Here is a 22,927-nt window from a genome sequence, read left to right on the forward strand (position 1 = left end):
GACGCGCTGTCCGGCGGCGGCGACCCGTTCGCGGGCTGACCGCCGCGTCGGCTTGCGGCCGGCCGGCGCAGCCGGGAAGGTGGGCTGATGAGCGGGGCGGAGGAGACCCGGGACGGGGTCGGGCTGACCAACCTGGACCAACCGCTGCTCGCCGGTGGTGACGTCTGTCCGGCGGCGGCGACCCGTTCGCGGGCTGGACCGCCGCGTCGGCTTGCGGCCGAGCCGGCGCAGCCGGGAAGGTGGGCTGATGAGCGGGGCGGAGGAGACCCGGGACGGGGTCGGGCTGACCAACCTGGACCAACCGCTGCTCGCCGGTGGTGACGTCAGCAAGCGGGACCTGGTCGACTACCTGGACGCCGTGCGCGAGCGCATCCTGCCCGGCCTGCGCGACCGGCCGCTCTCGGTGATCCGGCTGCTGCGCGGGCAGGACCCGTTCATGCAGAAGAACCTGCCGAAGTACACGCCGGACTGGGTGCGCCGTACCGCCGTCTGGGCGGAGGCGTCCCACCGGCAGGTGTCCTACGCGCTCTGCGACGACCGCCGCACCCTGCTCTGGTTCGCCAACCAGCGGGCGATCGAGTACCACCCGACGCTGAGCACGGTGGCGCACCCCGAGCACCCGACCCACCTGGTGCTCGACCTCGATCCGCCGGAGGGGGAGCCGTTCGGGCTGGTCGTCCGGGCCGCCGCGCTGGTGCGGCGGGCGCTCGACGGCGTCGGCCTGGCCGGGGCGGTGAAGACCAGCGGGGCGAAGGGCGTGCACGTCTTCGTACCGCTCGACCCGGCGACCACCGCCGAGGAGGCGGCCGCCGCACCCGCGCCCTCGCCGTGCACGCCGAACGGCTGACCCGGCCCTGGCCACCACGGCCTTCATCCGGGAGGACCGGGGCGGCCGGGTCTTCGTCGACGCGACTCGGGCCGGCGGGGCGACCGTGGTGGCCGCGTACAGCCCGCGGGTCCGGCCCGGCCTGCCGGTCTCCTTCCCGGTGGCCTGGGACGACCTCGACGGGGTCACCCCGGCCGACTTCACGGTGCGGACGGTGCCGGCGCTGGTGGTCGACCGGGACCCGTGGGCCGACGCGCTGCCCGCCCCGCAGCGGCTCCCGGCCGACCTGGTCGCCGAGGGGCGGACCATTCCGGTCGCCCGGGTGCAGGCCATGCACGAGGGGAAACGCCGGCCCGGGCCCGACGGCGGCCGGATGACCCGCGTCATGCCGCTCAGGTTGGTGCCGGCGAACCAGTTGTCCAGGAGGTCTGCGGTGACCACACACGATGCCGAGGTCCACGGCTACGGGCCCCACGACTACGACACGCTCTACCGCGACACCGCCGACTCGGGCGGGCCGCCCTGGGACATCGGCGGTCCGCAGCCGGCCCTCGCGGCGGTGCTCGACCGCGGGCTGAAGGGCCCGAAGGTGCTCGACATCGGCTGCGGCCCCGGTGACCTCGCGATCGCCCTCGCCCGCCGCGGCTACCAGGTGACGGCGGTCGACATCTCGCCCGTGGCGATCGACATGGCCCGCGCCAAGGCCGCCGCCGAGGGCCTGACGGTGCACTTCGAGGTGCAGGACGCCACGAAGCTGTCGTTGCCGTCGGCGCCGTTCGACTCGGTGTTCGACTCCGGTCTGCTGCACAGTCTCCACCGGCGCGGCGGCGGCGCGGTGGAGCACTACCTCGCGCTGCTGCCGGGCCTCGTCGCGCCGGGGGCGACCGTCTTCGTACTGGCGGTTGCCTTCGCTGCGGACCAGGGCTGGGGCGTGACCGAGGAGTTGCTGCGGGCGGGCTTCGCCGAACCGCAGTGGGTCGACACGGAGATCGAGGAGATCGACGTGACCGCGGAGACCGGCGGCCAGCAGCTCTCGCTGCCCGGCTTCCTGCTCCGGACGGTCCGCGCCTCCGACACCTAGCCGGCAGCGGCGACGGCCGAGCCGGATGACCCGCGTCCGCGGCGAACGACAACCACGCCGGGGTCGACCAGTCAGACCTTGACGCCGGCCCTAGCCGGCGGCGCCGGCGTGCAGCGCTCCTGGATGAGGTTGGCGACGGCGCGCTCCAGCTCGATGACCCGCTTGGTGAGGTCGTCGACGACGCCGGGCTCCAGCGTCATCTCCACCAGCTCGGCGGTGGGCGGCCGGTACCCGGCCAGCTCACGCTCCAGCTGGGTGAGGCGCTGCCGCACGGTGGTGCGCACCGCGTTGTCGGGGCCCTGGCGCTCGATCATGTCGCGGATGTCCCGCACGAGCGCGTACGCCTCGCGCAGGCCGGGGTCGACTTCGGCCGGGTCGTGTTGTGGCGGCGGCGCGGCCGGCAAGGAGTACAGGTTGCTGCGCTCCCCCCGGTCGCCGCGCCGGCTGGTGGTCGCCGGCCAGATTCCGGCGGGCATGCCGGGCACGGTGATGTGGCCCATGACCCGCGCCGAGCACGCCACGTTGTCGATGCACAGGTACTGGGTGACGTCCGGCTCCGGGTACATCTCGCGCAGGTTCGTGAGCGGCTGGACGGCGCCGCACGCCTCGCACTTCTCGGTGGCGGTGGGCGCGCTGACTGGGCTGACGGTGAAGTCGGCGCCGCACCCGGCGCAGTGGTGCATGCCGACGTGGGTGACGCAATCGGCGAACACGTAGCGGTTGCAGCGGTGCACGTGTGCCTGCGTGGTCGCGGTGGCGGGCACCAGCGCGGCGGCGTCGCAGACGGTGTTGGAGATGGGCATGGTGGTTACTCCCAGAGGGTGTGTTGGACGCGCCCGCCGAGCGGGCGGTTGGACCAGAGGACTTCGCGGGTGGCTTTGCCGGCGCCGCCCTGGACGGTCTGGGTGGGGATCTCCTCGACGTACCAGCCCTGGTACAGCTGGTCGTACAGCTCGGACGGGTAGCCGGACAGCACCACCGCGGCGCGGCTGGCGCGCAGCGCCGTGGCGAGCTCGCGGTGTTGCTCGGGGTGGGGCATCTCGATGCGGTAGCCGGTGCCGGCGCGGGTGCTGGCCAGGTACGGGGGGTCGACGTAGAACAGGACGTCGGGGTGGTCGTAGCGGCGGATGATGTCCAGCGCCGGCAGGCACTCCAGCGACACCCGCCAGAGCCGTTGGGCGGCGGGGTCGATGCGCCGCCGGAACCGGTCCAGGTACGACTGGATGGAGTTGGAGTCGGTGTCGATGCCGATGCGGTAGCGCCAGCCGGTGCGGGTCATCTGCCCGGCGCGGCCCTGGGTGAGCTTGACGAACACGCGCCGGGCCGTCTCCAGCTCATCGGTGGTCGGCTGGTAGGTCAGCTCGTGCTCCGCCCGGGCGTGCGGGGTGAGCCGGACGGCCTCCTCCAGGTCGGCGGGCCGGTCGCGGAGCACCCGCCAGAACGTCACCAGCTCGCCGTCCAGGTCGTTGACCGTCTCCCGCGCCGAGGGCGGCTTGGCCAGGAGCACGGCGAGGGAGCCGCAGAACGGTTCCACGTAGTGCTGGTGTGCGGGCAGCAGCCGCACGATGGCGGGCGCGAGCCGGCCCTTGGCGCCGTAGTACGGCACCGGTGGTGGCAGCGGCTGGTACGGCGGCGCGGTCATGCCGGCCTCCACTCGTTGTTCTCGATCTGGCAGAGCAGGCACCGCTTCATCGACTGGCCCCGGTAGACCGCCGGCGGCTGCTCGGCGAGACGCGGGGAGGTGGTCGAGCTGCCGCACCGCCAGATCGCGACCGCGCCGACCACACGGCCCTTCCACCACGCGAGGTACGCCGTGTCGACCTCGTGAATGAGACGCGCGGACGCCTTGGTGCTGTGGCCGTAGCGGCGGTGCACGCTGCGGACTCGGGTCACGAGGATGCCGCTGGACACCAGCCGCTCGACGCGGTGTCGCTTGCCGCCGGACGCAGCCCGGTAGAGGGCGCGGGTCAGCTCCAGGTCGCGGCGCATCACGGCACCGCCGGATCTGACAGCAGCCCGGCGCGCTGGGCGCAGTCCTCGTGTGACCAACCCATCGGCTTGGTCAGCCACACCTTCGGCTGGTAGTCGAACACCCCGTCCGGGCACAGCTTGCAGGTGCTCAGGTACCGGTTGCCGAGGATGCCCTTGCTGCCGCTGGGCTGGTTCAGGGTCCGCCGCGCGCTGGCCAGCGTCGGCTTCACCCGCTGCGGCTTGGTGCTCGATGGCTTGGTCATCGGTCGTCTTCTTCCTGCGCGGCGGCGAGGTACGTCGCTGGCGAGTTGGGGTCGGCCATGTTGCGCCGGCCCGCTTTGATCAGCAGTCCGCGCGCCACGAGGCGCTCCAGTTGCCGGCGGGCGTGCTCGATGTCCGCCGGCCGCGGCTTGGTGGTCTGCTTGATGGCCCGTGCGGCTTCGTCGGCGGTGATGCCGGCGGGCGCGTGCGCCGCGAGCAGCACCAGGTCCGGCTCCCGCTCGACCGTGGAGGTGCCGGCCATGTGGTCGTGCGACACCAGGTAGGGACCGACCACGTCCTGCACGGGCTTCAGGTGCGACAGCGTCACCTGGACGTCGCCGGCCTTGCCCCAGAGCAGCACCACCGACCCGGCGCCGCCGGTCAGCTGCTGGTTGCCGTAGACGTTGGCCAGCTCGGTGGGCGCGGCGCCGTTGGGTCCGTACTTGGTGGTGTGGTGCAGCTCCAGCAGTTGGATGCCGTTGGCCAGGGCGAGTTGCCGGGCGCGGTTGTAGCCGGCGGCCGGGGCGTCCTCGGTGAGGCCGGTGCACACGTCCTTCATCGAGTCGATGACGACGGTGTCCGCGTCGGCGTCCTTGGCCATGGCCAGCAGCAGCTCCGGCCGCTGCCCGAAGTCAGCCGGCGGTGGTCCCTTCCACACCACGAGGCGGTCGCGGATGGCGTCGCGCCAGTCCTCCCGGCCGATGGTGCGGCGCAGGCTCCGCGCGATCTGCGCCGGACGGTCGCATGCGAGCCAGAGCACCCGGCCGCCGGACCGCACCGGCAGGCGCAGCACCTCGCCGCCGCCGAGTCCGAGCCGCGCGGCGACGACCTGCCCGGCGACGGTGGACTTACCGACGCCGGGCGGGCCGACCAGCATCAGCGACTCGCCCTCGGCCCACAGCACCCGGCCGTCGTCGCTGCCCCACAGCAGCGGCACCGACGCGGGCACGTCGAGTGCGAACGCCGCGCCGTCCACCAGGTGCTCGTGCCACGGCTGGCGGGTCGGCCGGTCGATGACCACCGCGGCGAGATCCGCCTTGGCCTGCTCCAACATCTGCTCGACGCGGTCCAGGTCGGCGGCTTCGCCGAGCTGCTGCATCCGCATGCCGGCCTCGACGACGGACCGGGCGGCTGCCCACTTCGCGACGGTCTGCGCGTGATGCAGCGAGTGCACCAGGGGCGCGTTGCTGTACAGCTCGACCAGCCAGACGCGGTCTTCGGGGTCGACGAACCGTGCGCCCTTGGTGCGCCACCGCTCCGCCACGGAGACGGGGTCGGTGGGGATGCCGTCGTCTGCGAGGGAGCAGATGTGCCGCCACACCTCGGCGTGCTTGACGACGTAGAACGGGTTGCCGGGCATGGCCTCGCGGTACTGCGCGACGATGTCCAGCTTGCCGAGCAGGCACGCGCCGAGCACCGCCAGCTCCGCCGCCCGGTCGTACATGGCCTTGCGTGCGACCGCCGGGGGGTCCTCGTACCCCGGCTGATTGTGCTTCCCCCCGGCGGCCACTGGTTACGCCTTCTCCGCTGCCGTGCCGTGCGTGGTTGCTGCGCCGGTGGCCACCGAGAACAGCAGGCCGGTGAGCGCCCAGCGGTGGCGTTCGTTGTCGGTCTGCGGTGGCAGCGGCAGACCGCCTTGCACGCAGTCGCGGGCCATCTCGCGGGTGAGGGCGCGGGCGTGCGCCCTCGACTCGGCGTGCACGGGCAGGATCACGGCCACCTCGACCGATCGCTCACGGGCCCGACGGGACACCAACCCGAGCAGCGCCTTCAGCGGGTCGACCCGCGCCACCATGAGCAGGTAGTCGCCGTCGTCCTGGCTCATCACCAGCTGCCACGGCCCGCCTCGGTCCGGTTGGATCGTCCACTCGTCGACGATGAAGCCGCGGAACTCGGCGGACGTCTTGCGCAGGTCGGTGCGGACGGCCCGGCCGGACGGGCCCTCCAGCACGGAAGCCGCCGTCATGCCGGGTCCTCCAGCCACTCGTCACGGCGGCGCTCGGACACCGGCTCCTCCGGCGTCTCGGCCGGCGGGGTGCCGTCCTCCGGCGGGGTGCCGTCCTCGGCCGGGGAGCCCGCGCCGTCCATGAACGCCACCGGGTCGACGAACCGGCCCTGCTCGCGCCACTCGTGCTCGACGTCCTCCCCGTGCTCCTCCAGCGCGCACGAGCGCCCCTGATCGTCGGTGGCGCCGCAGTACACGGCGGCGTCCACCACGTCGTCGGGGTCCCGGTCGGTGTCGAACAACGTCGGCGCCGGGCTCTTGCCGGTCCGCGCGTTGTGCGCGGCGTCCAGCAGCTCGCGGCCCTGCTCCGCGGCGTCACCGTCGAGCACCTCGATCAGCGCGAACCGCACCGTGGGCGTCTCCACCCCGCCATCGGCGATGTCACGGGTGATGCGCGTGCACTCGATGACCCCGACGACCACGTGGCGGGTCAGCGGGTCCTTCACCAGGTCGCGGGCGATGCGCTCCAGCCCGTTGTTGATCCGCTCGTCCTTCTTGAAGGTGGCGGACATGTTGACGGTCATGCGGTCGGTCCTTCCGTGGGTGGTGTCTGCGCCGCCTGCGCGCCGGGCCACTGGTCGGGGGGCACCTCCGTGCCCTCCTCTCGGAACCAGCGGGAGACGAGGATGTCCCCGATGCCCAGCTGCATTTGGACTTGGTCGCGGACCGTCTCGTGCACCAGCACCTCCTGCGCGAAGAGGTGCGCGGTCTTGCCGGTGAGGGCGTGCGGGAACGCCTGCAGGATGCGGCGGCGCGTGTAGGTGGTGGCGCTGGCGACGTCCACGAACGTCTGCGCCGTGTCGTCGATCGGCACGTCGTTGCCGTGCCGGGGCCCTCCGATGAGCAGCACGGGTCATGCCTCCTTCCGTGTGTCAGTGGCGGTCACAGCGTCTTGACCTTGCGGGCGGCGACGATCACGACGTCGGGGTGCCGGCGCAGCAGCACCCACCGGTCACCCGTGGGCGACTCCAGCTCGGTCGACCGGTCGGTGTACGCCCGGTCGATCGCGTACCGCATCGCCTTCTCGGGGCCGGTGAAGTCGTGCCGCACGCCGAGGTCGTCGACCACCGCCCAGCCGGGCGTGTGCTGCCGCTCCCGCTCCTGCTGCTGCTCGGCGAGCAGCACCAGCGCCGACAGGAACAGGTGCCGGATGTGCTCGGGGCTGCTCTTCTCCACCTGCCGGGCGATGGAACCGCTGGGGCACTTCGGCAGGGGGCATCCGCTGTCGTCCGTCCAGTGCCGGCGCACGAGCGCGGCCAGCTGTCGCACGGCGGCCTTGTCCTGGTCCGTCTCGGACACGAACAGGGCGATGTCTTCCGGGGTCAGGGGTGTCATTGCGCCTCCAGCGCGAAATCGGTTGGCCACTGCTCGGCGAGCTTCGCCAGCAGGCGCGCCCGCATTGCCGGTAGCCGGTGGGGATCGAGGGGCCGCCCGTAGCGGTGCAAGCCCATGGCCGCGAGCCACAGCGCGTCGGCCTCGTTGTCGTTGGCGACGTGCACGCCGATCTGCTCCCGGGCGGCGGCCACCATCTGGTCCTTGTCCGCCGCGCCGCTGCCGGTGGCGAACTGCTTGACCTGCGTGGGCTGGACGATGACGATGCGGACCCACCGCATCAGCAGCGCATCTTCGATGACTCCGCCGAGCGCGGACAGCTCCAACGCGTTGTCGCGTGCGCCCTTGCCCTTGTACAGCGGCACCGCCTCCTTGACGGCGAGGGTGTTGCGGGTGACGTACGGGGCGATCTGCGCGGCGATGTGGTGCCGGCGGGTGCGGTGGTCGCCCATCTCGGGGGTGGTGCGGATGGTGGCGGTGGAGAGCCGTCCGTCGCGCCACGCGGCGATGCCGGTGGCGGTCAGCGACGCGTCGATGCCGAGCACCGTCGTCACGGGCCGGTTCACCGGCCACCATCCGGCCAGGAGTGCTTCTCGGCGCAGTGGAACGTGCCGTGGTCGGCGCCGTGCTTGCGGGTGTGCCGCTTCGCCGGCATGCCGCACTCGGGGCAGGCGGCGGTCAGGAACAGCGGGTCCGGTGGCCCGCTGTACGTCAGCCGCATGTGCTCGGCCATCGGGTACCGACCGTGGCCGGTCGCCTCCCCCACGGATGCGTACTGGAAAGCCCACTCGCGGCCGAACACGGCGAGCATCAGCCTCCGGCACAGCTCCTTGGTGGGTGCGTCGATGACGGCGTACCGGTCGGCCAGCGACTCCCCCGTGTACGGGCACGTCTGGCCGTACCCGAACGTGAACACCTGCGTGATCACTGGCCACCACCACCATGAGGCGGCATCGGGTACGCGACTTTCTCCCACTCGGCAGCCGCCCAACTCGGCTGCCCCTCGGCAACCGGCGACGGGTCGTTGATCGCGGTCGCGGCGGCTACCGCCAACGTGGCGTGCACCTGCGCGACGTACGCGGTGACCTCGGCGATGCGCATGTCGCGCGCATCCTCGGTGATGTGCTGCTCCGCCCTCGCGGCCAGCCGCTCCGCCTCGCGGTAGTGCTCCGGCCCGGTCACTGGCCACCGCCAGGGGGCACGGTGGGCACGTCGTCCCAGTCGTTCGGTCCCGGCTCGTGCGGCGGCGTCTCCACCACCGTGCTGTCGACCACCCGACCCGAGCCGCCCACATCGCCGCTGGGCGTCTGCGGCGGCTCGCCCTGCTCCGTCGTCGCCGCACGCTCCACGGGCGCGCTGGGCGCAGCCACGGATGGCGGGGCGGCGGTCTTCATCGCGTCGGCCATCGCCGCCGCCGCGCGTGCCTGCTCACGCCGGTACTCGGCGCTGGTCGGCACCCACTTCTCGCCCTCGTGCGCCACCGTCTTCAACCACATGGACTTGCCGAACGGCCCGTCCCAGACGCCGTAATACTCGGCTACCTCGCGGTGCTTCATGATCTCCGCGCGGCCCATAATCACGACGCGCGAGCACGCCCCGCCCTCCAAGATCGCGTAGAAGTACGCGCCGACCAGGTTCTCTACGCTGGTGTCGCGCGAGAACCAGTCGTCGTTGGGCACCTTGTGCACTGGCGGCATGGGGTCCATCCGGCGGAACGTCTCGCCCTTACACACCACCTCGGCGTGGACGCTGACCACGGCGCCGGCCCGGTACATGCGCTCGATCACGCCCTGGTACTGCTCGATGCCCATGATCCGGCCCTTGCGCACCGTCAACGCGTACTGGTCGGTGCCCGGCTCGTGACCCAGCCGGGCGCAGTCGCGCAGCGCCACGATCAGCGAGTCCGGGTGGCGCATGGCCGCCTCGGCGGTCTTCGGGTTCTTGTAGAGCGCACCGGCGGCGATGCCGACGAACGTCTCCGCGTCCATGTGCGACGGCAGCAGCCGTGCGAACGTGCCCCGGTACTGCGTGACCATCCTGGCCAGCTCGGTCATGTCCTCCGCGCGGACCGCGACCTCGTTGCCGCGCTGCCCCTGTTCCTGCTGTCCCCTACCGGCCATCGGTCGGCACCTCCTGGTCGTCCGGCTTGTGGCAGTGGTGCTCGCACCGCGGCGACCCCGGCTCGGACGCCGTCCCGTCGCACCCGCCGCACTCGCCGTGCCGGCACTCGACGCTCCACGCCGGCACGTCGACGTCCACCACGTCCGGGTCGTCGCGCTCCACCAGCACCCGCGCCGGGACCACCGACACGTCCTCCTGCTCTCGCTCCAGCTGGGTGTGCCACTCGGCCAGCGCGTCGACGTGCACTTCCAGCTGCCCCAGGGCATCCGCCGCGGTGTCACCGGTGACGGTGACCTCCGCGACCCGTAGAGCGTCCGCCTCGTGCACATAGCCGTTCTGGTTCGTCGTGCTGACCACCTCCGTCAGCACGAGCACCGCACGGTGGAACTTCCGCGGCGCGCTCATGCCCGACCACCCCGCGCAGCGCGAGCGGCGATCGCCCGGCGGGCCTTCGCCTCCTGGTGGGCGGCCTTGTGGTCGAGCCGGCGCTGCTGGCGCGGCGTCAGCCGGTACGGCGGTCCGTTCTGCTCCTGGTAGTTCGTCAGTCGGTCGACGTACTTCACGCCCACCGCCGACACCCCGCGCGCTCCGGCGCGGCGCGACGCCACCTCCGGGTCCGGCCGCAGCACCGGCACCATCCCGGTCAGCGGGTTGCGCTGACCGCGGCGACCGATGCGGACCACGCCGCTCATGACCCGCTGGCCGATCTGCCCTCTCGTCTTCCTCACTTCGCCTGCTCCTTGTCGTTGTCGTGCTTGCGGTCCAGCCGGTCGACCACGCACGGGGCGACCTCGTAGCCGCGCCGCTTGAAGACGGATCGCTTGGCGAACACCCGCCCGTCGCCGGTCATGGCCGACTCGGCGCGACCCATCGCGGCACGCAGCTGGTTGCGCGCCTGCTCGAATTGGTCCTTCACGAACGCCAGCTGGTCGTGCCACGTCTCGTAGGCCTCGGCGATGTCGTCGCCCACCACGGCCGTCTCCCCCACGTCCACCGCGGGGTTGAGGTCGATCAGCGCCCGCTCCGTGGCCTTGTGGCCGTCCGGGTTCGGGGCCGCGCCGATCTCCAGCGACGTCACGAACTCGCGCGCCCGCTCGATCCACTGCGCGACCTCGGCGCGGGCGGCGTCGTCGTACTCGACGACGTACGGCACGTCGTTGCGCACCAGGTGACCGCGCGGCGCGTTGAAGATGGCGCACTGCCACAGCAGCTGCATGCGGTGGTGCGCCGGCACCTGGTTCGTGCCGGGCTTGCCCCACCCCTTGCCGCCCTTGTCGCTCTTGCACTCCACCGGCTCGACGTGCGGCCGACCACAGGGCAGGTGCGGCGGGTGCTCGCACGTGCCGCCGCGCTCATCGGTGCACACCCCGAGGCGGACCGCCAGAAAGTCCGGCGAGCACGTCATCCACGGGTGCTCGGGGTGCGCCCACAGCGCCGCCCCGGCGCGGCACACCAGCAGGTCCGGCCGGTCCTCCGCGAACACCTCCGCGATGACCGCCTCCAGCTTGTGGCCCCACCGCTGCGCCCGGTCCTGTGACGTCTGCCAGCCGGCGTGCTTGCCCCACCACAGCGAGAACGGGGACTGCCAGGGGCTCTCGCCGAGCACCGCGGCGATCTCCGACGCGCCGATGCGGTAGCCCTCCGGCCCCTTGCGGCGGGCGTCGAGCCACGTCTGCTGGTCGGCGTCCGGCGGCAGCAGCGGCACCGCCGGAGTGCGCGGGGCGCGGCCGAACCGGGCCACGGCGCGGCGGCTGTCCCCCGTGGACAGCGGCACAGTCGTCTTAGCCTTCATGGGCGTTGTTCCTCTCGATCTCGGCGCGCTGCTGGGCGAGCGCGACCATCGCCCACGCGAACCCGGCCGCCAGCCGCTCCGGGTCGACCTTCCGAGAGCCCCGGAAGATGACCATCGCGGTCACGTCCGGGTCGCCGTCGTACTTGCGCAGCTGCTCCGTGGCGAGCGCGACGACGTTCTCCATGAACTCGCGGCCACCGGCGGCTACCTGGTCGAGCGCGGCGCGGATGTGCGGCGGGACGTCCATCACCGGCCGCCTCGGTTGTTCGCCGCCGTCACGTCCACGGCGGGCGGGTCGTCGAGCAGCGCACGCACCTGCGATTCCAGGAACCGGCGGTGACCGCCCGGCGTGCGGATGCAGTGCAGCCGACCGGCGGCAGCCCACCGGCTGACCGTCTTCGGCTCCACCCGGAACAGTGCGGCGACCTCGCCCGGCGTCAGCAGCCGGTCCTCCGCCGGGGGTGTTGGTGTGGTCATGGCTGTGCCTTCCTTCGTGAAGGGCACCCGGCGGCGGCGCCGCTCGGGCCGCTCGTTGCCTGACGAGCAGCGGTGCGGGCGCAGCGTCCCGGCCCTGGTCAGCGGGATCTTGTGGCCGCAGCCGGGGCAGCAGCGGCAGACGTTGCGGTTACGGCGCGGCATCGGCGGTCCTCCCCGGGGCGCAGTGGTCGCAGCGCCACCCGCACGGGTAGAGGCGTGCCGGTTTGCCGCAGGGCGTGACACCGGCGCCGCAGACGTGCGGGGTGACGATCTGGAGTGCCGGGCGGGGCGGCAGCACGGTGGCCAGCTGCTCGGCGTCGGTGCGCGCGTTCAGCGCCTCGCCGTCGTCCCATCCGTCGCCGCGCGCCATCTACAGCACCTCCGGCGGCAGCGGCACATCCACCAGGGGGCGGCCGTGCAGCGTCGGACCGGACGGCGCCGCAGGCTCCGGCAGCGGCTCATGTGCGTGCGCGTCGGCGTCCACGCACAGCTGGTGATCGGCGCACCAGTGCCGGCCCGCGAAGGTGATACCGCCGGGCTGGTACGCGCCAGCGGCCAGTCCACGCGCGAGCGCGTTGAACACCTTCGCCGCCTCGCCGCGCTTGCCGCCGTACTGCAACGTGTGGCCCTGGTACGCGACGGCGTCCGCGGCCTCGGCGGCCCACCGCATCCGCCGTTCGTCGCGGATGCCCGCCGGCAGCGCCGCGAGCTCCAGCATCCACAGCGGCACTGCGGCGTCGAGCCCGATGAGCAGCACGTCGTTGGCCGGGTTGTCGGCGAGGGTGCGGTGTCCGGTGTCAGCCATGGCCCGCCGCCGGCTTCGGGACGATGACGTACAACGGCCGCCCGCCGAGCAGGCAAGGTTCGCAGCAGTGGTCGCCCTCGGCTGCGCAGTAGAAGTCCTGCCACGGCGTGCAGACGTAGGTGCTCCCGCACCGGTCGCAGGTGACCTGCTTACCGGCGTGGTCGCAGTCCGCGTGCGCGGCCCTCCAGTCATCGTCAGTCACGGCTGGCACCGCCCCTCGGCCGGCGGTGCCGGTCCGCGTCCGGACACGTCGCGAAGTGCGACTTGTGCAGGTCCTGGCGGCCGTACGCCAGCTCCGGCTTCACGACCCGGCAGGTCACCGCCCCGGCCGCGGTCACCGCCAGCGCGAGGTTGCCGTCAGCGGACGGCGCGACGTCCACCGGCATCGGCCGCAGCGTGCGCTGGTGCGTCGCCCACACGAAGCGGGCCTTGCAGCTGCGGCAGTCGTCCAGCGCGTCGGCGGGCATCTGCTCCTGGTTCATCGCGGCGGCCTCGCGTCCGGTCGCGGCGGCGACCACGGGCCACGCGGCGGCCGGCGCCGCTGGTGCACGCCCGGCTTCCACATCCGGTACAGGCGGTTCATGCTGCTGGCACCTCCGGGTTCTGGTCCCACGCGGCGATGGCGCGCTCCAGGTGAGTGCTCGGGTCCGCGCACGTGTCGGCGCAGCGCGGCTCGGGGCAGCGCGGGGCGATGTCGTAGCCGGCGCTGGTGTCGATGAGCACCCGGTCGGCGTCGCGGTCCACGAGCGTGCCGCCCAGCTGGCGGGTGCCCTCGGCTGCGTAGAAGAGCCCACGCATGCCGCCGAACACCTGCGCCCGCTGCCGGCCGCCCTCGGACCACGACGCCACGTACAGGTGATTCATGCGATGCCGAACTGGAGGTCGCCGTCAGGGTCGCCCCACCGCTTCATGCCGTCGATGCGGTGCGGGTGGAACGGAGCCCACCGGGTCGGCTGGATGCGGAAGAACTCGCGGATCTCGTGCGTCTCGATCGCGATCAGCTTGTCGACGATCCGCCGGTAGATCCCCACGTCGTCGCAGTCGGCGACGATCAGCGGGAACGTCGCGTAGGTGTTGATCTCCCGCTCGTAGTCCGGGGCTTCGTCCCGCTCCGACGCCCGCGCGGGGTAGTCGATGCGCACGACGATCGCGCCCTCGAAACGGCGGGTGTGGTCCTCCGCGGAGATCCGCCAGCCGGGCTTGTAGATGATCGCGTTGACCAGGTCCAGTGCGCTCTTGACCTCCACCGCTCAGCCCACCTTCGCCATCGTCGGGGCGGTGCGCGGGGCCGGCGCCGGCCGGCGCACAGCGTCGGCGGCGGCGGTCGCGAGGTCCACGCCCAGCAGCTCCCGGGCGGCCAGCTCACCGGCCAGCAGCGCGCTGATCCGCTGCGTCTCGGTGGTCCACAGCTCGTGCTCCGCCTTGGCGTTGCGCAAGCCGAGGTTCACGGCCTTCGTGTCGGCGGTGCGGATGTCGTCCCACCCCGACCGGGCGGCCAGGTCGTCCAGCGCCGCGCTGCGCCGCTGCCGCTTCTCGAAAGCGGCGGCGGCCTTCGCGGCGGCGACGCGCAGGTTCAACCAGTGCTGGGCGTACGTCGCCCGCTCCTTCGCGGTGAGGGGGAACCGCGAGGTGTTGGTGGTGGTCATGGCTCTAGATCCCTTCTAGATCGAGCGCGGTTTGGACGGCCGCGCCGGGCAGCTGGTGGACGATGTACGGGCCGGCGGCGCCGACCCATCGGCGTTCCTGGTTGAGGCACGTGCCGCACGCGATGGATGCGCGGCGGGGGACGGCCCGGTGGTCGGTGGTGCGCAGCGTGTGGGTGGCGGCGCGACCGCAGGCGCAGACACGACGGTCAGGCGGCCTTGGTGAGCTGGGCACGGGAGTCGGCGTAGACCTGCCAGCCGTCCACGGTCAGCGCCACCTCGTGGTCGGCGTAGTGGTGTCCGCAGAACGCGAGCGTGTCCCTGCCCTTGATCACGATGACCATGGCGGTGGCGGGGCAGCGGGCGTCGCACTCGGGCGGGGCGATGGGTGTGGGCATGGCGCGCACCTCCAGCGGGTGTTGGTTCGCGGCGACGGGAGGGGAGGTAGGGGCCGGCCGACCCGTCAGCGGGCCGGCCCCTGGCTTTCACTCGGCGGCGACGGTCGCGCGCGCCTGGTACCGCTTGGGCTTCGCCTGCGTGAGCTGGACGGTGCCGGCGGCGGTGAGCTTGTCGAGCGCGTAGCCGACCGATCCGGTCTGCGCGCCGAGCGCCTTGGCGACCTCGTTGGGGCTGTGCGCCTGGTCGGCGTGCTCGCGCATCCACGCGGCGATCTGGTCGGACAGCTGGCCGCGCCGGTAGAACCCGCTGGTGTCGCGCGGCTCTCCGCTGCTCGCGCGGGTGCGGCGCGGGCGGGGAGCGGGCTCGCCGACCGGGGGCCGGGGGACACGGGCCGCACGCTCTGCATGAAGGCGAGGACGTCGCCGGGGTTGCTGCTCGCGGGCTCGTGCGCCGTCTCCGCGTCGGTCTGGTGGCCCGAGCCGGCGGACTCGACGCTTGCCGGCTCGGGCTCCGGCGAGCACGCCGGAGTCTGTGTGTCGCTCTCCCGCGCGGCCACGGCCGCGTCGACGTCGTCAGCGGTGGCGTAGTGGCCATCGGCGGGCGTCTCGACGTGCGGCTCCATGACGTTGAGGTCCACGTGCCCGGCGTCGCCCTGCTCGCGGAGGGCGTCGGCGACGGACGCCGGCCGGTCGTCGTCCACGACGATCTCGGCGGCCGGGTCGAGCACCGGCCCGTCCGGCAGCTCGACCACGGCGGCGTCCTGGTGGTCGCCCTTGTACGCGGCGCGCACCACGGTCGGCGGCTGCTCGCCCTGGTGCGTGGCGATCTCGTCCAGCGCCTCGGCGACGTCGGCGGGGTTGACCGGGGGCTCGTCCGCACCGGCGGGGATCTCGTGCTGCTCCAGCACCCGCCACAGCACGACCGTGCCGCTACCGGCGGCCATCGGGTTGTCGATCTCGCGCCGCTCGACGCGGCCCGCCGCGACCAGGCGGCGCAGGTTGTCGGTGGTCGCCGAGTTGGACAGACCGGTGGCGGCCATGACCTGCTTGGCGGTGACTTCGCCGAGGTCGCGCAGCGACTCGTAGACGAACTCCTGGTTGTTCCTCTTGGCCATCGTGACCAGCTCCTCTAGGTGGATCTCGTGACGGGTTGACGGGTTGGGTAGGTTGTGGTGCCGGGTCGGCATCCGGAGCGATCCCGCGCTCCGCTTCGCGTCTCACGCGTCGCGGGCCCTCGTGCGTGGTTCTCGGACGCCCGTCCCGGCTGCTCAGGGGGTCAGCGCAGCGACGCGGCCAGCTCCATCGCGGCGACGGCCTTGGACTCCATGTCGTAGGCGGCGTCACCGTCGTCGAGCGTCTGCGCGGTCGCGGTGATGGCGTGCAGCACGCCACCGGCGCTCACGTCCGCGCCCTGGATGAAGTGCGACAGGATCGACGCCTGCTGGTCCTGCGTGAACCCGAGGCGCTTGCTGACCGTGGCGATCGTCTGCTGGGGGTCGCTGACCTTGGCGCCGGCGGTCCGCTCCAGCTCGGTCACCTTCGCCTCGACGTACGCCGGGTCCATGAACGTCGCCACGGCGTCGGCGGTCTGGCTGGTGACCAGCTCCAGGTTCTTCCGCGCGTCGTCTCGCTCCACCGCACGACGCCCTCGTCCATCCGTCCGCCGAGGTGCACCTCGCGCATCGCGTCGCGGGTCATCTTCATGCCGTTGGTGCAGATCTCGACCACGAGGCGCGGGGTGATCGTGAACGCGCCGCCGCCCGTCTCGCTGTTGGCGATCTCGAAACCGGCCCACACGATGGGGTTGTCCGCGCCGGTCAGACCGGTGAACGGCGACCGGTAGTCCGACAGCAGCTTCGGGGCGCGGGCGGCGACGTCGGTGGACTGGACGCGCACGACCATCCGCCGGTCGGTGAGGTCAGCGCTGATCTTCGGGGTGGCGACGCCGGCCTGCTGAAGGCCGGCGAGCGCGGCCAGGAGCACATCGAAGTTGTCGATCACCCGGTAGCTGTCGCTGAGGAACGCGCGCATGACGCCCGCCGTGCCCTCGACGATGTTGCGCGTCTCGTCGTCGCTGCGGAGCATCCGCAGCAGGTACGACTTGTCGGAGCGGGCCAGCCAGCCGTTGACGTTGGCGTCGTACAGCTCGACGTGCTCGCAGCGCATGCGGCGCAGGTAGCGCACGGGGATGTCGAGCTTCGCGGCCACGCCCTCGTCACCGACCGGCGTCGGGGTGTACAGCCCGTCGGCGGTGGTGACGCCGTCCTCGCTGATCTGCGGCTCGGTGCCCTCGATGACGAAGTGCCCCTGGTCGACGCGCAGCTGCCGGGCCGGCACCACGAGGTCGACGGAGCGGGTGCGCTGCGACTCCAGCGCGCGGGCCAGGGTGCCCAGCTCGGAGTTGCGGAGGTGGTCGGAGATGGCGGCGGTGGTCATGACGGGTGCCTCCTAGCGGTGGTGCGACGGGGTCAGCGCGCGCCCTTCTTGGGCGGCTTGGTCTTGGGGGGCTTCGGCTTCGGCGGCTGACCCGGTCGGGGCGGCGACTGTTTCGGCTTCGTCCACGGGAAGGCCCATGCGGCCATCGGCACCTGCTCCGGTGATGCCGTCGATGACGGCGGCGGGGATGCGGATACGGCCGGACGGCAGGACGATCGCCCCGCGCAGTCGGCCAGCTTTGACCCAGCGCCGCACCGTTTCGCCGCTGGACGGCACACCGGCGGCCTTTAGCCGCTCGGCTGCCTGCTGCGGCGTGAGTGTCGGGCTTTCCTGTGTCATGCACAGCATCATGCGCGTCACGTAGACCTGTGTCAAGCACAGGTGTACGTGGTTTGCGAATAGGGGTGTGGCATGTCTTGCACTATGTGGAGAGCGCCGTATTCTGTGGACATGACAGCCGTAGAGGGGGGTCACATCCAGACCGCGACTGGATGGACCGCAGACGACAGCAGCTTCGGCGCGCGCCTCGCGCTCGTGCGCCAGCGCATGGGCTGGGGCAACGTCAAGGAGGCGGCCACGCAGTGCGGCGTGCCCGCCGAGTCCTGGCGCACCTGGGAGCGCGACAACGTGGCGCCGCGCAACCTCTTGGACGTGGTCGAGAAGATCAGCAACCGCAGCGGTTGCGACTACGCCTGGCTACTGGCGGGACAACGCTTGCAGGGGCACCGAGGTGGCAATACTCTTCGGTAACCGCAGACCGGCGTGACCCCCGTCACGTCCATCCACCCCTGAAGGCGGCTACAGCGATGGCTCTCGATGTACCGTACCGTTCCATCCCCGACATGTTCCTCAAGCGCGTGGCCGCCACCCCCGACCGGCACGCGTTCGCCCACCCGGGCCCGGACGACTCCGGACCCCTCTGGCTGACGTGGGAGCAGGTCGGACAGCGGGCCAAGGCGGTCGCCGCCGGCCTGCACGCACTCGGCGTCGGCCAGGAGGATCCGGTGGCGATCCTGGCCAACACCCGGCTGGACTGGGTGATCGCCGACTTCGGCATCATGTGCGCCGGCGGCGCGACCACCACGGTCTACCCCACCACCGAGCCCGAGGACGCGGTCTACATCATCGCCGACTCCGGCTCCCGGGTGCTCTTCGCCGAGAACCCGGCCCAGGCTGCCAAGATCGCCGGGGCGGAGCTTCCCGCGCTCACCCACGTGGTGCTCTTCGACGCGCCGTCGACCCGGCCGCGGCCGTACCCCAGCTCACCCTCGCGCAACTGGAGGAGCAGGGCGCGGCGCGGCTGGCGGCCGAGCCGGACCTGATCGAGCGCCTTGTGGCCCCGATCGGCCCGGAGCACCTGGCCACCCTGATCTACACCTCGGGCACCACCGGCCGGCCCAAGGGCGTCGAACTGCTGCACGGCGGCTGGTGCTGGGAGGGCGTGGCGCAGGCCGAGATGGGGCTGCTGCGCGACGACGACCTGCAGTACCTCTGGCTTCCGCTGTCGCACTCGTTCGGCAAGACGCTGCTCTGCGGCGCCACCCACGTCGGCCTGCCGACGTACGTGGACGGGCGGATCGACAAGCTGGTCGACCTGCTCAGCGTGGTCCGGCCGACGCTGATGTGCGGCGCGCCCCGGGTCTTCGAGAAGGTCTACAACAAAGCGGTCACCACGGCCCAGAGCGCCGGCGGCGCGAAGGCGAAGATCTTCGCCTGGGGCGTCCGCGTCGGCAAGGAGAAGGTCGCGCTGGAGCAGGCCGGCCAGCCGGTCCCGGCCGGGCTGAAGCTGAAGTACGCGCTGGCCGAGAAGCTGGTCTTCAGCAAGCTCCAGGCCCGCCTCGGCGGCCGGATGCGGGTGCTGGTCTCCGGCGCGGCCCCGCTGAGCAAGGAGATCGCCACCTTCTTCGCCGCCGCGAACCTGCCCATCTCCGAGGGGTACGGCCTGACCGAGACCAGCGCCGGCAACTTCGTCAACCCGCCGGAGGGGCTGCGCATCGGCACCGTCGGCCGGGCGATGGGCGATCTGGAGTGCCGGATCGACACCGACGGCGAGATCCTGGTCAAGGGCACGCCGGTGATGCGCGGCTACCACAACCTGCCCGAGGAGACGAAGGCCGCGTTCACCGAGGACGGCTTCTTCCGCACCGGCGACATCGGCAGCCTCGACGACGACGGCTACCTGCGGATCACCGACCGCAAGAAGGACCTGGTCAAGACCTCCGGCGGCAAGTACATCGCCCCGTCGCACATCGAGGGCATGTTCAAGGCGATCTGCCCGTACACCTCGCAGGCGATCGTGATCGGCCAGGCCCGCAACTACTGCACGATGCTGGTCACCCTGGACCCGGACGCGATCAAGGGCTGGACGGCCGGCGGCCCGCTGGAGGGCCGGGACTACGCCGAGGTCGTGGCCTCCCCCGAGGCGAAGGCCATGGTCGAGGAGTACGTCGCGCAGCTCAACGCGAAGCTCAACCGGTGGGAGACGATCAAGAAGGTGACCATCCTGCCGCGCGACCTGACCATCGAGCACGGCGAGATCACCCCGTCTCTCAAGATCAAGCGACGCGGCGTGGAGACCAACTTCGCCACCGAGATCGACAAGATGTACGCCGGCACGCTGGCCGAGCTCTGACCGCCCCGGGTGGCCGTGGCCGGTTCCTCGCCGGGCACGGCCACCCCGGGCGTCCGCTCACAGGTGCTCGCCCCGCCACCTGCTCTGCTCGGCCTCCGACGCCTCCTGCTCCGCCAGCGCCACCTGCCGGGTCCGGCGCCGGCGCGGGCCGTCGACCATCGTCTGCGCTCCGGTGGAGGCGACGCAGACGAGCGCCAGCAGCCCCAGCGCGCCCAGTTCCGGCACCCGGCTGGACAGCGGCCCGAGGGCCGCGAGCAGCACCACCGTCGCCAGCGGCACCCACCGCACCTCGCCCCACGCCCGCCACCCCAGCCCGGCCAGGCCGAGCAGGTAGACGGCCACCCCGCCGTGCAGCACCAGCACCCAGAAGCCGCCCAGCGGCTCCCCCCCAGGGCGGCGTGCTCGGGTCCGCCCCCTCGGCCAGCAGGTCCTTGAGCCCCAGGGCGACGAAGATGATCCCGGCGATCAACGGCAGGTGCAGGTAGGTGTAGGCGTCCCGGGCGAGGCGCGCCCGCCCGGCGGGTTCCCGGGTGCCGTGCAGCGCCTGCTCCATCGCCAGGGCGAGGGTGTCGAAGTAGGCCCACCACAGCGCCGAGACGACCGCGATGCCGAGCACGGCGGCCGCCATCACCGGCCAGCTCAGCGGCAGCTCGGTGAAGAACCGCGGGCCGAAGCCCAGCGCGATGACCGACTCGCCGAGCGCGACCAGCACGATCAACGCGTGCCGTTCCGCCCAGTGCCCGGCCGACAGCACCGCCCAGTACCCGCCGCCCAGCAGCACCCCCGCCCCGTACTCGACCAGGAGGGCCGACGACCACAGGAACAGCCGGATCCACCCCTCGGCGGCGCCGTCGGCGACCCGGTGCGGCACCAGGGCGGCGATGACCAGCAGCGCGGTCGCGATCACCGGCGGGGTGGCCAGCAGCAGCCACCGCCGACGGCGGGCCGGGTCGGGCCACTCCACCCAGCCGAGGACCGACAGCTGCGACATCCGGACCAGGAAGTAGCAACCGGCGAAGACGAGCGGGCCGTTCAGCCCGCCCGGCCGGTCCACGAAGGCCGTGGGCATGCTCAGCGCGAGCAGGAAGGTGGCGGCCAGGGTGACGAAGCCGATCAGCGGCAGCACGCCCTGGTCGGTGCGGACCGCGTTGCCGACGGCGGCGAACCCGGTCCAGCACCACCAGAGCAGCGACAGCACCAGCAGGCAGCCGATCAGGTTGGGCCCGGTCGGCCGACTCGACGTCACCGTGGTGACGGTGAGGAAGGCGAACACGAAGACGACGTCGTAGTACAGCTCCAGCCGGGTGGTCCGGGACCCGGGCGCGCCGGGGCGGACCCCGCGCGACCACCGTTGGCCTCCGCCCGCCGCATCCGGCCGCCGGTCCGCTGCCCCCACCCCCGCAGTGTCCCAGCGGCCCAGCGCGGCCGAGGTGGATCGGCGCAACCCCACCCGGGCGGCGGGCGGCCGGTCTAGTGCTCGGACGCCGGAGCGGACCCGTGCTCGTCGAGGAAGGCGTCGCGCAGCTTGCGCCGGGCGTCGCCGAAGAGCACCACCTCGACCGCGATCATCCCGACGCAGACCACGGCGAGCAGCCCGAGGGCGGCCAGCGCCGGCAGGTGGTCGGCGACCGGAACCAGCAGCACCAGCAGCACGGCGGTCACCGCCCGCGGTCGGTTGACCGAACGCATGTTGCGCAGCCGGAAGCCCACGTGGCCGAGGAGGTAGAGGATCACCCCGCCGTAGAGGGCGTACAGGCCGATGCCGTGCAGCGGGTCGGTCAGCGCGTGCTCGGTGCCGTCGCCCACGTACGACAGCACCTTCTTGAAGCCGAGGGCGAGCAGGATGATGCCGGCCACCATCGGCAGGTGCAGGTACGTGTAGGAGTCGCGGGCCAGCGCCGCCCGCTCGGCGCCCTCGGCCCGGGCCAGCACCCGCTCGGCGGCGATCGACACCACGTCGAAGTACGCCCACCAGAGCGCGGCGGCCACCGCGATGCCGAGGAACGAGGCGACGATGATGGGCCAGGAGATCGGCAGCGCGGTCACCCCGACCCCGATCGCCACCAGCGACTCGCCGAGCGCGACGATGATGATCAGCCCGTGCCGCTCGGTCCAGTGGGCGGCCGAGTAGACCTGCCAGCCGCGCGCGCCGATGGCCATGATGCCGCCGTAGTCGACGGCGAGGGCGAGCACCCAGAGCAGCGTCCGGATGACGTCCTCCTGGTGCGGGGAGTCGGCGAGCTGCTGGGGCAGCAGGGCGGCGGTGAACAGCAGGGTCGCCCCGCCCAGCATCGGCAGGGCCGCCCGCAGCAGTTGCCGGCGCAGCGCGGCGTCGTCCCGGGCCCGGGCGGCGTGCCAGTAGATCACCAGGTGCAGCACCCGGACCACCAGGTAGCCGGCCGCGAAGACGGCTGGCCCGGAGAGCCCGCCGGGCAGGTCGGTGAACGCCTCGGGAATGGTCACCGCGACGACGAACATGGTGCCCATCACCGCGAACAGCGCCACCCGGACCACCCCCTCGTCGGCGCGCACCGTGTTGCCCAGCCAGGCGTAACAGCACCAGCACCACCAGAGCAGGGCCAGCAGGAGCAGCCCGTGCAGCATGCCCCACCAGGTCAGGTCCCCCGCCATCAGCGCGGTCACCTGGGTGAGCGCGTAGACGAAGACCAGGTCGAAGAAGAGCTCCAGCGGGGTGACCGAGGCGCCCTCGGTCACGGCCCGCATCCGCGGCCCGCGCCGCGTCGTACCGCCGTTCGTCACGGCGCACAGTCTGGCAGCCGGGACCGCGGCGTGGCGTCCCCGGTGGGCCCACCGCGCCGGGCTCAGGCGATGACCGTCGCCTCGCGCCACTGCGGACGCCCGGCCCGGTCCAGGTCGTAGCGGACCGCGGCGAGCCGGCCCACCGCCTCGACCAGGTCGGCGGCGGGCAGGGTGAAGGGCAGCCGCAGGAAGCGTTCCAGCGTCCCGTCCAGGCCGAACCGGGGGGCCGGGCGCCAGGCGTACGCCGACCTCCTCGGCGGCCCGGGCCAGCGCGCTGGAGATCGGCCCGTCCAGCTCGGCCCAGAGGGTGACCCCCGCCGTGCGGCGCGGTGACCCGCCAGTCGGGCAGGCGCTGCGCGAGCGCGGCGAGCAGGGCGTCGCGCTGCG

33 protein-coding genes and 4 pseudogenes are annotated in these 22,927 nt (G+C 72.6%); 4 read left to right on the forward strand and 33 right to left on the reverse strand.

The genetic code is table 11. The annotated features are described in order from the left end of the window. Nucleotides 1-247 precede the first annotated feature (247 nt). Nucleotides 248-1,178 (forward strand): annotated as a pseudogene (ligD, locus tag JNW89_RS05360) (non-homologous end-joining DNA ligase); the annotation flags it as partial. Then, the gene (locus tag JNW89_RS05365; protein ID WP_375155054.1) at nt 1,158-1,907 is read left to right on the forward strand and encodes a class I SAM-dependent methyltransferase; all 750 of its coding nucleotides are present in this window, start codon (nt 1,158-1,160) and stop codon (nt 1,905-1,907) included. The pseudogene ligD and the gene JNW89_RS05365, both read left to right, overlap by 21 nt. Nucleotides 1,908-1,978: 71 nt before the next feature. Here JNW89_RS05365 and JNW89_RS05370 read toward each other — a convergent pair whose 3' ends face one another. The 30 genes from JNW89_RS05370 to JNW89_RS05515 form a co-directional block, all read right to left on the reverse strand. Beyond that, a complete protein-coding gene (locus JNW89_RS05370; RefSeq protein WP_238447947.1) occupies nt 1,979-2,710 on the reverse strand; it encodes a hypothetical protein in 732 nt (243 codons plus the stop codon). 5 nt (nt 2,711-2,715) lie between these two features. Continuing rightward, nucleotides 2,716-3,549 (reverse strand): DNA adenine methylase, encoded by an 834-nt coding sequence (locus JNW89_RS05375; RefSeq protein WP_238447948.1) that lies wholly within the window; start codon nt 3,547-3,549, stop codon nt 2,716-2,718. Beyond that, the gene (locus JNW89_RS05380) at nt 3,546-3,896 is read right to left on the reverse strand and encodes a hypothetical protein (protein ID WP_238447949.1); all 351 of its coding nucleotides are present in this window, start codon (nt 3,894-3,896) and stop codon (nt 3,546-3,548) included. The genes JNW89_RS05375 and JNW89_RS05380 overlap by 4 nt, the downstream gene beginning before the upstream one ends. Continuing rightward, nucleotides 3,896-4,141, reverse strand: coding sequence for a hypothetical protein (locus tag JNW89_RS05385; protein WP_238447950.1), 246 nt, complete (start codon nt 4,139-4,141; stop codon nt 3,896-3,898). The genes JNW89_RS05380 and JNW89_RS05385 overlap by 1 nt, the downstream gene beginning before the upstream one ends. Continuing rightward, nucleotides 4,138-5,649 carry an AAA family ATPase gene (locus JNW89_RS05390; protein WP_238447951.1) on the reverse strand — a complete coding sequence of 504 codons (1,512 nt, stop codon included), beginning with the start codon at nt 5,647-5,649 and terminating at the stop codon, nt 4,138-4,140. The genes JNW89_RS05385 and JNW89_RS05390 overlap by 4 nt, the downstream gene beginning before the upstream one ends. 3 nt (nt 5,650-5,652) lie before the next feature. Next, nucleotides 5,653-6,105 carry a hypothetical protein gene (locus tag JNW89_RS05395; protein WP_238447952.1) on the reverse strand — a complete coding sequence of 151 codons (453 nt, stop codon included), beginning with the start codon at nt 6,103-6,105 and terminating at the stop codon, nt 5,653-5,655. After that, a complete protein-coding gene (locus JNW89_RS05400; RefSeq protein ID WP_238447953.1) occupies nt 6,102-6,668 on the reverse strand; it encodes a hypothetical protein in 567 nt (188 codons plus the stop codon). The genes JNW89_RS05395 and JNW89_RS05400 overlap by 4 nt, the downstream gene beginning before the upstream one ends. Then, nucleotides 6,665-6,994 (reverse strand): hypothetical protein, encoded by a 330-nt coding sequence (locus JNW89_RS05405; protein WP_238447954.1) that lies wholly within the window; start codon nt 6,992-6,994, stop codon nt 6,665-6,667. Before JNW89_RS05405 ends, JNW89_RS05400 begins: the two co-directional genes overlap by 4 nt. Nucleotides 6,995-7,026: 32 nt before the next feature. Continuing rightward, nucleotides 7,027-7,479, reverse strand: coding sequence for a hypothetical protein (locus JNW89_RS05410; protein ID WP_238447955.1), 453 nt, complete (start codon nt 7,477-7,479; stop codon nt 7,027-7,029). Next, complete coding sequence (locus tag JNW89_RS37985) at nt 7,476-8,042, reverse strand: crossover junction endodeoxyribonuclease RuvC (protein WP_238447956.1); 567 nt, start codon at nt 8,040-8,042, stop codon at nt 7,476-7,478. The genes JNW89_RS05410 and JNW89_RS37985 overlap by 4 nt, the downstream gene beginning before the upstream one ends. After that, entirely contained in the window at nt 8,039-8,404 is a 366-nt protein-coding gene (locus JNW89_RS37990; protein ID WP_238447957.1) for a hypothetical protein, read from the reverse strand. Before JNW89_RS37990 ends, JNW89_RS37985 begins: the two co-directional genes overlap by 4 nt. Then, entirely contained in the window at nt 8,401-8,658 is a 258-nt protein-coding gene (locus tag JNW89_RS05425; protein WP_238447958.1) for a hypothetical protein, read from the reverse strand. Before JNW89_RS05425 ends, JNW89_RS37990 begins: the two co-directional genes overlap by 4 nt. Then, entirely contained in the window at nt 8,655-9,596 is a 942-nt protein-coding gene (locus JNW89_RS05430; RefSeq protein WP_238447959.1) for a recombinase RecT, read from the reverse strand. The genes JNW89_RS05425 and JNW89_RS05430 overlap by 4 nt, the downstream gene beginning before the upstream one ends. Then, a complete protein-coding gene (locus JNW89_RS05435) occupies nt 9,586-10,002 on the reverse strand; it encodes a hypothetical protein (RefSeq protein WP_238447960.1) in 417 nt (138 codons plus the stop codon). The genes JNW89_RS05430 and JNW89_RS05435 overlap by 11 nt, the downstream gene beginning before the upstream one ends. Further along, the gene (locus JNW89_RS05440) at nt 9,999-10,325 is read right to left on the reverse strand and encodes a hypothetical protein (RefSeq protein WP_238447961.1); all 327 of its coding nucleotides are present in this window, start codon (nt 10,323-10,325) and stop codon (nt 9,999-10,001) included. The genes JNW89_RS05435 and JNW89_RS05440 overlap by 4 nt, the downstream gene beginning before the upstream one ends. Next, nucleotides 10,322-11,389, reverse strand: a complete 1,068-nt coding sequence (locus JNW89_RS05445; protein WP_238447962.1) for a YqaJ viral recombinase family protein — start codon at nt 11,387-11,389, stop codon at nt 10,322-10,324. Before JNW89_RS05445 ends, JNW89_RS05440 begins: the two co-directional genes overlap by 4 nt. Next, nucleotides 11,379-11,636: a hypothetical protein gene (locus tag JNW89_RS05450; RefSeq protein WP_238447963.1), complete on the reverse strand. Its 258-nt coding sequence runs from the start codon at nt 11,634-11,636 to the stop codon at nt 11,379-11,381. The genes JNW89_RS05445 and JNW89_RS05450 overlap by 11 nt, the downstream gene beginning before the upstream one ends. Beyond that, the gene (locus JNW89_RS05455) at nt 11,636-11,866 is read right to left on the reverse strand and encodes a BldC family transcriptional regulator (RefSeq protein WP_238447979.1); all 231 of its coding nucleotides are present in this window, start codon (nt 11,864-11,866) and stop codon (nt 11,636-11,638) included. Before JNW89_RS05455 ends, JNW89_RS05450 begins: the two co-directional genes overlap by 1 nt. 148 nt (nt 11,867-12,014) lie before the next feature. Beyond that, on the reverse strand, nt 12,015-12,236 hold the full coding sequence (locus JNW89_RS05460; protein ID WP_238447964.1) for a hypothetical protein: 222 nt from the start codon (nt 12,234-12,236) through the stop codon (nt 12,015-12,017). Further along, complete coding sequence (locus tag JNW89_RS05465) at nt 12,237-12,671, reverse strand: hypothetical protein (protein WP_238447965.1); 435 nt, start codon at nt 12,669-12,671, stop codon at nt 12,237-12,239. Beyond that, nucleotides 12,664-12,873 (reverse strand): hypothetical protein, encoded by a 210-nt coding sequence (locus JNW89_RS05470; protein ID WP_238447966.1) that lies wholly within the window; start codon nt 12,871-12,873, stop codon nt 12,664-12,666. The genes JNW89_RS05465 and JNW89_RS05470 overlap by 8 nt, the downstream gene beginning before the upstream one ends. Next, a complete protein-coding gene (locus JNW89_RS05475) occupies nt 12,866-13,189 on the reverse strand; it encodes a hypothetical protein (RefSeq protein ID WP_238447967.1) in 324 nt (107 codons plus the stop codon). The genes JNW89_RS05470 and JNW89_RS05475 overlap by 8 nt, the downstream gene beginning before the upstream one ends. 61 nt (nt 13,190-13,250) lie before the next feature. Continuing rightward, nucleotides 13,251-13,535 carry a hypothetical protein gene (locus tag JNW89_RS05480; protein ID WP_238447968.1) on the reverse strand — a complete coding sequence of 95 codons (285 nt, stop codon included), beginning with the start codon at nt 13,533-13,535 and terminating at the stop codon, nt 13,251-13,253. After that, nucleotides 13,532-13,918: a hypothetical protein gene (locus JNW89_RS05485; RefSeq protein WP_238447969.1), complete on the reverse strand. Its 387-nt coding sequence runs from the start codon at nt 13,916-13,918 to the stop codon at nt 13,532-13,534. Before JNW89_RS05485 ends, JNW89_RS05480 begins: the two co-directional genes overlap by 4 nt. A gap of 3 nt (nt 13,919-13,921) precedes the next feature. After that, the gene (locus JNW89_RS05490) at nt 13,922-14,317 is read right to left on the reverse strand and encodes a hypothetical protein (protein WP_238447970.1); all 396 of its coding nucleotides are present in this window, start codon (nt 14,315-14,317) and stop codon (nt 13,922-13,924) included. A 206-nt stretch (nt 14,318-14,523) separates the two neighbouring features. After that, nucleotides 14,524-14,712, reverse strand: a complete 189-nt coding sequence (locus JNW89_RS05495; protein WP_238447971.1) for a hypothetical protein — start codon at nt 14,710-14,712, stop codon at nt 14,524-14,526. A gap of 65 nt (nt 14,713-14,777) precedes the next feature. Next, a complete protein-coding gene (locus JNW89_RS05500; protein WP_238447972.1) occupies nt 14,778-15,899 on the reverse strand; it encodes a hypothetical protein in 1,122 nt (373 codons plus the stop codon). Nucleotides 15,900-15,988: 89 nt separating this feature from the next. After that, nucleotides 15,989-16,288, reverse strand: coding sequence for a hypothetical protein (locus tag JNW89_RS05505; RefSeq protein ID WP_238447973.1), 300 nt, complete (start codon nt 16,286-16,288; stop codon nt 15,989-15,991). Then, the gene (locus tag JNW89_RS05510; RefSeq protein ID WP_238447974.1) at nt 16,246-17,148 is read right to left on the reverse strand and encodes a hypothetical protein; all 903 of its coding nucleotides are present in this window, start codon (nt 17,146-17,148) and stop codon (nt 16,246-16,248) included. The genes JNW89_RS05505 and JNW89_RS05510 overlap by 43 nt, the downstream gene beginning before the upstream one ends. A 12-nt stretch (nt 17,149-17,160) precedes the next feature. Further along, a complete protein-coding gene (locus JNW89_RS05515; RefSeq protein ID WP_238447975.1) occupies nt 17,161-17,508 on the reverse strand; it encodes a hypothetical protein in 348 nt (115 codons plus the stop codon). A 90-nt stretch (nt 17,509-17,598) separates the two neighbouring features. On the opposite strand from JNW89_RS05515, the gene JNW89_RS05520 reads away from it, so the two are divergent. Next, nucleotides 17,599-17,898, forward strand: a complete 300-nt coding sequence (locus tag JNW89_RS05520) for a helix-turn-helix transcriptional regulator (RefSeq protein WP_238447976.1) — start codon at nt 17,599-17,601, stop codon at nt 17,896-17,898. Nucleotides 17,899-17,954: 56 nt separating this feature from the next. After that, nucleotides 17,955-19,780 (forward strand): annotated as a pseudogene (locus JNW89_RS05525) (AMP-dependent synthetase/ligase). 57 nt (nt 19,781-19,837) lie between these two features. Here JNW89_RS05525 and JNW89_RS05535 read toward each other — a convergent pair. From JNW89_RS05535 to JNW89_RS05545, 3 genes and pseudogenes are all read right to left on the reverse strand, one after another. Next, a pseudogene (locus JNW89_RS05535) lies at nt 19,838-21,176 on the reverse strand (low temperature requirement protein A). A gap of 74 nt (nt 21,177-21,250) precedes the next feature. Then, nucleotides 21,251-22,540 carry a low temperature requirement protein A gene (locus tag JNW89_RS05540; protein WP_238447977.1) on the reverse strand — a complete coding sequence of 430 codons (1,290 nt, stop codon included), beginning with the start codon at nt 22,538-22,540 and terminating at the stop codon, nt 21,251-21,253. A 62-nt stretch (nt 22,541-22,602) separates the two neighbouring features. Next, a pseudogene (locus JNW89_RS05545) lies at nt 22,603-22,927 on the reverse strand (PLP-dependent aminotransferase family protein); the annotation flags it as partial.

Source organism: Micromonospora sp. 4G55 (genome assembly GCF_016803375.1).

Coding starts and splice junctions, on each gene's coding strand:
- JNW89_RS05365 (WP_375155054.1), top strand. CDS start 1,158: ATGCACGAGGGGAAACGCCGGCCCGGGCCCGACGGCGGCCGGATGACC.
- JNW89_RS05370 (WP_238447947.1), bottom strand. CDS start 2,710: ATGCCCATCTCCAACACCGTCTGCGACGCCGCCGCGCTGGTGCCCGCC.
- JNW89_RS05375 (WP_238447948.1), bottom strand. CDS start 3,549: ATGACCGCGCCGCCGTACCAGCCGCTGCCACCACCGGTGCCGTACTAC.
- JNW89_RS05380 (WP_238447949.1), bottom strand. CDS start 3,896: ATGCGCCGCGACCTGGAGCTGACCCGCGCCCTCTACCGGGCTGCGTCC.
- JNW89_RS05385 (WP_238447950.1), bottom strand. CDS start 4,141: ATGACCAAGCCATCGAGCACCAAGCCGCAGCGGGTGAAGCCGACGCTG.
- JNW89_RS05395 (WP_238447952.1), bottom strand. CDS start 6,105: ATGACGGCGGCTTCCGTGCTGGAGGGCCCGTCCGGCCGGGCCGTCCGC.
- JNW89_RS05400 (WP_238447953.1), bottom strand. CDS start 6,668: ATGACCGTCAACATGTCCGCCACCTTCAAGAAGGACGAGCGGATCAAC.
- JNW89_RS05410 (WP_238447955.1), bottom strand. CDS start 7,479: ATGACACCCCTGACCCCGGAAGACATCGCCCTGTTCGTGTCCGAGACG.
- JNW89_RS05430 (WP_238447959.1), bottom strand. CDS start 9,596: ATGGCCGGTAGGGGACAGCAGGAACAGGGGCAGCGCGGCAACGAGGTC.
- JNW89_RS05435 (WP_238447960.1), bottom strand. CDS start 10,002: ATGAGCGCGCCGCGGAAGTTCCACCGTGCGGTGCTCGTGCTGACGGAG.
- JNW89_RS05445 (WP_238447962.1), bottom strand. CDS start 11,389: ATGAAGGCTAAGACGACTGTGCCGCTGTCCACGGGGGACAGCCGCCGC.
- JNW89_RS05450 (WP_238447963.1), bottom strand. CDS start 11,636: ATGGACGTCCCGCCGCACATCCGCGCCGCGCTCGACCAGGTAGCCGCC.
- JNW89_RS05455 (WP_238447979.1), bottom strand. CDS start 11,866: ATGACCACACCAACACCCCCGGCGGAGGACCGGCTGCTGACGCCGGGC.
- JNW89_RS05460 (WP_238447964.1), bottom strand. CDS start 12,236: ATGGCGCGCGGCGACGGATGGGACGACGGCGAGGCGCTGAACGCGCGC.
- JNW89_RS05465 (WP_238447965.1), bottom strand. CDS start 12,671: ATGGCTGACACCGGACACCGCACCCTCGCCGACAACCCGGCCAACGAC.
- JNW89_RS05480 (WP_238447968.1), bottom strand. CDS start 13,535: ATGAATCACCTGTACGTGGCGTCGTGGTCCGAGGGCGGCCGGCAGCGG.
- JNW89_RS05490 (WP_238447970.1), bottom strand. CDS start 14,317: ATGACCACCACCAACACCTCGCGGTTCCCCCTCACCGCGAAGGAGCGG.
- JNW89_RS05495 (WP_238447971.1), bottom strand. CDS start 14,712: ATGCCCACACCCATCGCCCCGCCCGAGTGCGACGCCCGCTGCCCCGCC.
- JNW89_RS05500 (WP_238447972.1), bottom strand. CDS start 15,899: ATGCCGACCCGGCACCACAACCTACCCAACCCGTCAACCCGTCACGAG.
- JNW89_RS05510 (WP_238447974.1), bottom strand. CDS start 17,148: ATGACCACCGCCGCCATCTCCGACCACCTCCGCAACTCCGAGCTGGGC.
- JNW89_RS05520 (WP_238447976.1), top strand. CDS start 17,599: ATGACAGCCGTAGAGGGGGGTCACATCCAGACCGCGACTGGATGGACC.